At 66.0% G+C, this 6,538-nt stretch carries 6 protein-coding genes; 4 read left to right on the forward strand and 2 right to left on the reverse strand.

Annotation, left to right across the window (positions count from 1 at the left end; all coding sequences use genetic code 11):
• Positions 1 to 49: 49 nt before the first annotated feature.
• The 3 genes from N5C88_RS25950 to N5C88_RS25960 all read left to right on the forward strand — a co-directional run bounded on the left by N5C88_RS25950 (position 50) and on the right by N5C88_RS25960 (position 2,848).
• A complete protein-coding gene (locus N5C88_RS25950; protein WP_280016523.1) occupies positions 50 to 1,030 on the forward strand; it encodes a tripartite tricarboxylate transporter substrate binding protein in 981 nt (326 codons plus the stop codon).
• 143 nt (positions 1,031 to 1,173) lie between these two features.
• Complete coding sequence (locus N5C88_RS25955; protein WP_251880213.1) at positions 1,174 to 1,530, forward strand: hypothetical protein; 357 nt, start codon at positions 1,174 to 1,176, stop codon at positions 1,528 to 1,530.
• A gap of 160 nt (positions 1,531 to 1,690) precedes the next feature.
• Positions 1,691 to 2,848, forward strand: coding sequence for a Fic family protein (locus N5C88_RS25960; protein ID WP_280016524.1), 1,158 nt, complete (start codon positions 1,691 to 1,693; stop codon positions 2,846 to 2,848).
• Between the two features lie 64 nt (positions 2,849 to 2,912).
• On the opposite strand, the gene N5C88_RS25965 is transcribed toward N5C88_RS25960, so the two are convergent.
• The gene (locus N5C88_RS25965; RefSeq protein ID WP_280016525.1) at positions 2,913 to 3,872 is read right to left on the reverse strand and encodes a LysR family transcriptional regulator; all 960 of its coding nucleotides are present in this window, start codon (positions 3,870 to 3,872) and stop codon (positions 2,913 to 2,915) included.
• Positions 3,873 to 4,034: 162 nt separating this feature from the next.
• Between N5C88_RS25965 and N5C88_RS25970 the strand changes: the two genes are divergently transcribed.
• Positions 4,035 to 5,741: a thiamine pyrophosphate-binding protein gene (locus N5C88_RS25970; protein WP_280016526.1), complete on the forward strand. Its 1,707-nt coding sequence runs from the start codon at positions 4,035 to 4,037 to the stop codon at positions 5,739 to 5,741.
• On the opposite strand, the gene N5C88_RS25975 is transcribed toward N5C88_RS25970, so the two are convergent.
• Positions 5,729 to 6,472 (reverse strand): class II aldolase/adducin family protein, encoded by a 744-nt coding sequence (locus tag N5C88_RS25975; RefSeq protein ID WP_280016527.1) that lies wholly within the window; start codon positions 6,470 to 6,472, stop codon positions 5,729 to 5,731. The two genes, N5C88_RS25970 and N5C88_RS25975, sit on opposite strands and share 13 nt — an antisense overlap.
• Between the last annotated feature and the right edge of the window lie 66 nt (positions 6,473 to 6,538).

A 6,538-nucleotide genomic window follows, 5' to 3' on the forward strand; every position in this document is an offset into this window, starting at 1 on the left:
GAGAGCCCGGGCGCAGCGTCCGCCCGCAAGACATTCCAAAGGAGACTCCATGAACCCAAGCAAGAGACAGTTCCTGGGCGGCGCCGCGGCGCTTTGCCTGTCGCCGTGGCTACCGGCATGGGCGCAGCAGCCGGGCGACTGGCCGACGCGCGCGGTCCGGATCATCGTGCCTTACCCGCCCGGCGGCTCGTCGGACATCATCGCCCGCATCCTGGCGCCGCGCCTGGCCGATGCCCTGAAGCAGACCGTGGTGGTCGAGAACAAGCCCGGAGCCAATGGCAATCTGGGCGCAGGCCTGGTGGTGCAGTCCGCGCAAGAGGGCCATACCGTGCTCTTGTGCGACGTAGGGGCGCTGGCGATCAGCCCGTCCGTGTACACCAAACTGTCTTTCGATCCCTCCACGGACTTGCGCGCGGTCGGCATGCTGGCCTATTCGCCGCACGTGCTGGCCGTGCATCCCGACGTGCCGGCCAAGACGGTGCCGGAGCTGGTGGCCTTGTCCAAGCAACAGCGCCTGAACTTCGCCGTGACCGCCATCGGCAGCGCGCCGCACCTGGCTGCCGTGGCCGTGCAGCAGGCCACGGGAGCGAAATGGGAGTACGTGCCCTACAAGGGCGGTTCGCAGGCGGTGACGGACACCATAGGCGGGCAGACCCAGGTCATCATGAACGGGCTGCTGGCCACGCTGCCCCACATCAAGGCCGGCAAGCTGCGGCCGATCGCGATCTCCAAGCGCGAACGCATGCAGCTGGTTCCCGACATTCCCACCATTTCTGAACAGGGCGTGGCCGGCTTCGAGTCCGGCACCTGGCAGGGGGTGATGGCGCCCGTGACCACGGCCGATCCCGTCGCCATCCGCTTGTCGGAACTGATGGCGCAAATCGTCAACCAGCCGGACGTGAAGGCGCAGCTGAACGAACAGGGCGCCGAAATCGTTACCCGCAATCCCGCCGAACTGGCGCAGTTCTTCAACAGCGAGCGCGCGCGCTGGGCCTCGGTAGTGAAAAGCGCGGATATCCGGCTGGATTGACGCCGGGCCTGTCTGGACAGGCGCTCAGGCGCGGGGGCACACTGGAATCATCCCGCGCCCGCCCAGGCCCCGGCGCGACGCGGGGCCGGGCCGAGGGACGCTATGCGGCGCCCGGTCGCAGACCAGGGGCAGGGCACGCAGCCATGAAAATCCTTGGTGCAGTCGCGCTGCTGGCGGCCGCCTGGGGGCAAGCCGTCGCGCAAGGCGCCGGACCCGCCATTCCCCAACCCCCGCCTTCGGCCCGCGTCATTCCCGATGCCTGCGTTGGGGCTTCCTGTCCCCGGCTGGTCAATCCGGGCGCTACCCAGGAACCCTGCCTGGGCACCGGTTGCGCCACCGCCGGCAGGCCGCCCGGCCCGCCCGCGCCGCCTTCCAGCGGACCGAGCCGCCAGCCCGGCTGGGTAAGCCCTGCGCCGTCCCGCCTGCCGCCGATGCCGGCGCAGCGCGGCGTGCCGACGGGGCCGCTGACGCCCGCGCCCCCGTTGCCGGTACCGCGTTGATGTTTCCGGATCGCGCCATCATGGCGGCAGAAAAAACGGTAAAAAAAAGGGTGGAAAAAGCGGAATTTAAAGTGCTTGTTTTAGCAATTCATACACCAATTATTTAATATTATTAGTCGGTTAGAATGCAGGAAATCGGAAAAAAAACCGGAAATAATATATGTACGATTCTCCGCAACAGTTCCTACCCTTGATGCCCGCTGTGCACATGCTCGTCCCGTACTTGGAACGAGCAGCCAGCATCGTGTATCGGGCCGCCGAGCTGAGCGGATTTGCACATCCCAACACCCGGGGGGCGCTGCAGGATCTGCTTCGCAGCATGAATTCGTATTACAGCAACGGGATCGCGGGGCAGGGCACGTCGCCCAGGAACATCGATGCAGCCCTGCGTCAGGAGTTCTCGGACCGCCCGGAAATCGCGCGGCTGCAGCGCATTGCCGTGGCCCATATGGACGCGGAAAGAGAAGTTGAAGAGCAGGCGGCGCGGGTTTCGCCGTTGAATGCGGATTTCGTCCAGATCGCCCACCGTGCGCTATATGGACGCTTGGAGTCCCATGACCGGACAACCAAGGACGGGCTGGTCGTGGAACCGGGAACACTGCGGGAGATCGACGTCACGGTTGGCCGCCATAGCCCGCCAGCCTGGCAGTCATTGCCACAATTCATGGAGGCCTTTACCTCTCACTACGGCAGGCAATGGACCAACGAACTCCGCTTGATCGCCATCGCTTGCGCGCATCAACGCATGGCCTGGATGCATCCGTTTGCGGATGGCAATGGTCGGGCCACGCGCCTGCAAACGCATGCCGCCATGTGGCCTGTCACCAGGGGACTTTGGTCCGTCAATCGTGGATTGGCGCGTGGGGTGCAGGATTACCACGGTCATCTGGCCGCTGCGGACGCGCCGCGTCAAGACGATCTTGACGGCCGGGGCAACCTTACGCAAACAGGTTTGCTGCTGTGGATCGACTACTTCCTGCGCGTGTGCGAAGAGCAGGTTGACTATATGTCCCGCATGCTGGCGCTGAACTCGATGAAGGAAAAGATCAAGGCGTCCGTTCTGATTGAAACCGCGAAAGGACGGCTGCGCGCAGAGGCTGCCTTGCCGATCTACCACCTGTTCGCGGCGGGGCCGGCCACGCGGGGCGAGTTCATTCAGATGACTGGCCTGGGCGAACGCACGGGCAGGTCCTTGCTGGCGGCCGCCTTGAGATGCGGATTGGTTGCCTCCGACACCTCCCACGCGCCCGTCAGATTCGCCATTCCGCTGGACTCGCTGCCGATTCTGCTGCCGGCGCTCTACGGCGCTGAAGAGTAGGCGCGGGCAGTTCCGGATTGGGCCTGCGCGTCAGGGCCGGGCTGAAACGCAGCGGCCGCCAAGCTCACGCGGACACGGCGCGTGCATCCTCCATCCGCATATACGAGCGGTAAGGCTCCGCCTCAACCATGTCCCGCAGCAATTCACGCAGAATGTCCTGCACGATTTTCACCGCCTGCGTCAGCGGCCGGTTCGATGCGGTGGCCAGCATCAGGCGGGTGGACAGGGCGGGATTGACGATCCTGCGGGCGACGAGCTGGCCGCTGTTCAATTCGCCCACTACCGCGGGCAGGGCCAGCACCGTGTGGGCCAGTCCGTTCAACACGATTTCCTTCATCAGTTCCAGCGCGTCCATTTCGAACACGACGTTCAAGGGCGCGTCGGCCTGCGCGGCCGCCTGCTCCAGCGTGCGGCGCAGGCCGTGGCTGCGCGTGGGCAGCGCCAGGGGCAGATCAACCAACTGGGCGAAGTCGATGGAGGACAAGGCCCGCGCGGCGGGCGACAGGTTCTGTACGGGCGATACCAGCGCCAGGTCCAGCTCGGCCAGGGGATCGACCACCACATGCTGGGAACGCCGCGCGTCATGCAGCACCGCGATGTCGACGCGGGCGTTGGCCAGCCATTCATGCACGTAGCCGCTATAGCCCGTGATGACGTTGAGCTGGATGCGCGGATGGCGCTTCCAGACTGCCGCCACCAGCGGCATGCCGACCATGTGGGATAGCGTGGGCGTCAGGCCCAGCGTGACCTGGCCGGAGGGTGACTTCTGCTCGTCGTGGAATTCGGTCACGACCCGCGCCATCTGCGCGAGCAAGGGGCGCAGGCTATCCAGCAGCTTCTCGCCTTCCGGGGTCAAGGACACGCCGCGGCCATTGCGGTAGAGCAGGGCGCAGCCGCATTCGTCTTCCAGCTTCCTGACTTGGCGGCCCAGCGCCGATTGCGCGATGCCCAGCACCGAAGCGGCCTTGGAGAAGCTGCCCGAGTCGGCCACGTGGATCAGGTTTTCGATCTTGCGCAGGTCCATCGCGATGTCTCGCCGCCGGCGCTTGCGGGCGGCTCCTCCTTGTGTGCGTTTTTTGTATATCTGATAGGCACAGTATGCCTACATGGCTCGCCGCCAGCCACCCTAGAATTCCTGCGTATCAGACCCGCGCCTGCGCGCTAGCCCCTAGGTTTACGGCCATCCATGACACCTGCTTCCGAACTGAACACGTCTTCCCACGCCTTGCTCGGGGTCTTCGCCCGCAACGGCATCGACCGCGTCTTCCTGGTTCCCGGCGAAAGCTATCTGGGCGTGCTCGACGCCTTGCATGATTTCCCGGGCATCGATGCGGTGACCTGCAGGCACGAAGGCGGCGCGAGCTTCATGGCTTGCGCCGACGGGCGGCTGACGGGCCGCCCTGGGGTGGTCATGGTGTCGAGGGGGCCGGGCGCGGCGAATGCGGCCATCGGCGTGCATGCCGCGCAGCAGGACGGCGTGCCGCTGATCCTGCTGATCGGCCAAGTCCCGTGCAAGGACCTGCGCAAGGAGGCCTTCCAGGAAATCGATTACCAGAAGATGTTCGGTTCCATCGCCAAATGGGTGCACGAGGTGGCGGCGCCGGAGGACGTGGCCTGCGCCGCATTCAAGGCGCTGCGCGTCGCAACTTCGGGCACGCCGGGGCCGGTGGTGCTGGTGGTGCCGGAAGACGTGCAGCAGGCGCGCGTGCCGCAACCGGATTGGGTCGCGCAGCCGGCCAGTCCGGCGCAGCCCGCGCCCGCCACGTTGCAGCGGCTGCAGGCGTCGTTGGACGCAGCCCACAAGCCGCTCATCATCGCCGGTGGCGCATTCAATGCGCCGGGCGGCCGCGACGCCTTGCGCCAATTGGCCGAACGGCACGGCATACCGGTGGCGGTATCGTTCCGCCAGCATGACATCTTTCCCAATACGCACCCGCTCTACGCGGGCGACCTGGACCTGGCGACGCAGCCCGCGCAGGTCGCGGCGTTCGATTCCAGCGATCTCATTCTGGCCCTGGGTACGCGCCTGGGCGATATCACCACGCAGGGCTACACGTTCCCCGGCTACCCGCGGCCTTCGCAGACGCTGGTGCATTGCCACGTCGACGCCCATATCGTGAACCAGCATTTCGCGGCCGACGTCGGCATCGTCGCCGATCCGGTGGCCACCGCGCAGGCGTTGGCGGCTCTGCCTGCGACGGGAAGCGCGGCGCGCGGCGATTGGGCGGCGTCCTTGCGCGCCATCCGAGAACGCTCCGCCGCCTGGCCGGATCCAAAAGCCGATGATGGCGTGCCCTTCGTGTCGGTGGTGCGAGCGTTGGCCGAACAGGCGCCGCCGGACGTCATGGTGTGCCTGGACGCGGGCACCTTCGCCGCGCCGGTGTACCGCCATTTTCCCTTCGTCTACCCGCAACGGCTGATGGCCTCGCAGTCGGGCGCGATGGGGTACGGCACGCCGGCGGCGATTGCCTCGCAGTTGCGCCATCCGCAAAGCAAGGTCGTGTGCCTGGTGGGCGACGGCGGCTTCCTGATGACCGGCAATGAAATGATGGCCGCCGCCGAGCGCGGACTGCCGGTGCTCTTCATCGTGTCCAACAACAATTGCTATGGCTCCATTCGCCTGCATCAGGCGCGCACCTATCCCGGGCGGTATGCGGGCACCAATCTCGCCAGTCCCGATTTCACGATGATGGCGCGCGCCTGCGGCATGCAGGCCGAGTACGTCACCCATCCGGACCAGGTGGCCGCGGCCATCGCGCGCGGGCTGGGTTCGGCCGTTCCGTACTTCCTGGAGGTCAAGACCAGCCTCGCGGCGATTCTGCCGGAAGGCGCGGACAGCGCGGCCGGCATCGACCTTCTGGGGCGGGGCCAGGCAAGGACTCAGTCGCGATAGCCGGGATCCTTCCTGTCCATCAGGCGCAGCATGGCCGGCCATTCCAGTTCGCCGAAGGGGCGGCGCGTGGTCGGCTGGTACAGGTGCCAGGTCTTCTCGATCACTTCCGGCGGCGGGACGCAGAGTTCGCGGTTGGCGGCCAGGGCATCCACCTGCGCCTTGCAGGCCATCTCCAGCCAGTACAGCGTATTGAATGCCTGCGCGATGCTGGGGCCGACGGCCAGCAGGCCGTGGTTGCGCAGGATCATCGCCTCGGATTGGCCCAGGTCCGCCACCAGGCGCGCGCGCTCATCCAGGTCCAAGGCCACGCTTTCGTAGTCGTGGTAAGGAATCTTGGCGAAGCGCATGGCGGTCTGCGTCAGCGGCAGCAAGCCGCATTGCAGCGCCGACACCGCCATGCCGGCGCGCGTATGCGTGTGGATGACGCATTGCACGTCGTGGCGGGCGCCGTGCACGGCGCTGTGGATGACGTAGCCGGCCGCATTGATGCCGTACTCGCCCGGATTGTCCAGCACGTTCCCGTCCAGATCTATCCTGACCAGGCTGGATGCGGTGATCTCGTCATACATCATGCCGTAGGGGTTGATGAGCAGATGTCCCTCCGGGCCAGGGATGCGCGCGGTGATGTGGTTGTAGATGAGATCGCTCATGCCGAAGTGGGACACCAGCCGGTAGCAGGCGGCCAGTTGAATGCGGGTGTCACGCTCAGCGGGGCTCATGGTGCTATGCATGGTTCGGGTCTCCGGTTCAGTCGCTGGCTTTGACGTTGAAATCGCGGACCACCTTGCCCCACGATT

The organism is Achromobacter sp. GD03932, from assembly GCF_029839485.1.
GTDB classification, from domain to species: domain Bacteria; phylum Pseudomonadota; class Gammaproteobacteria; order Burkholderiales; family Burkholderiaceae_B; genus Achromobacter; species Achromobacter bronchisepticus_A.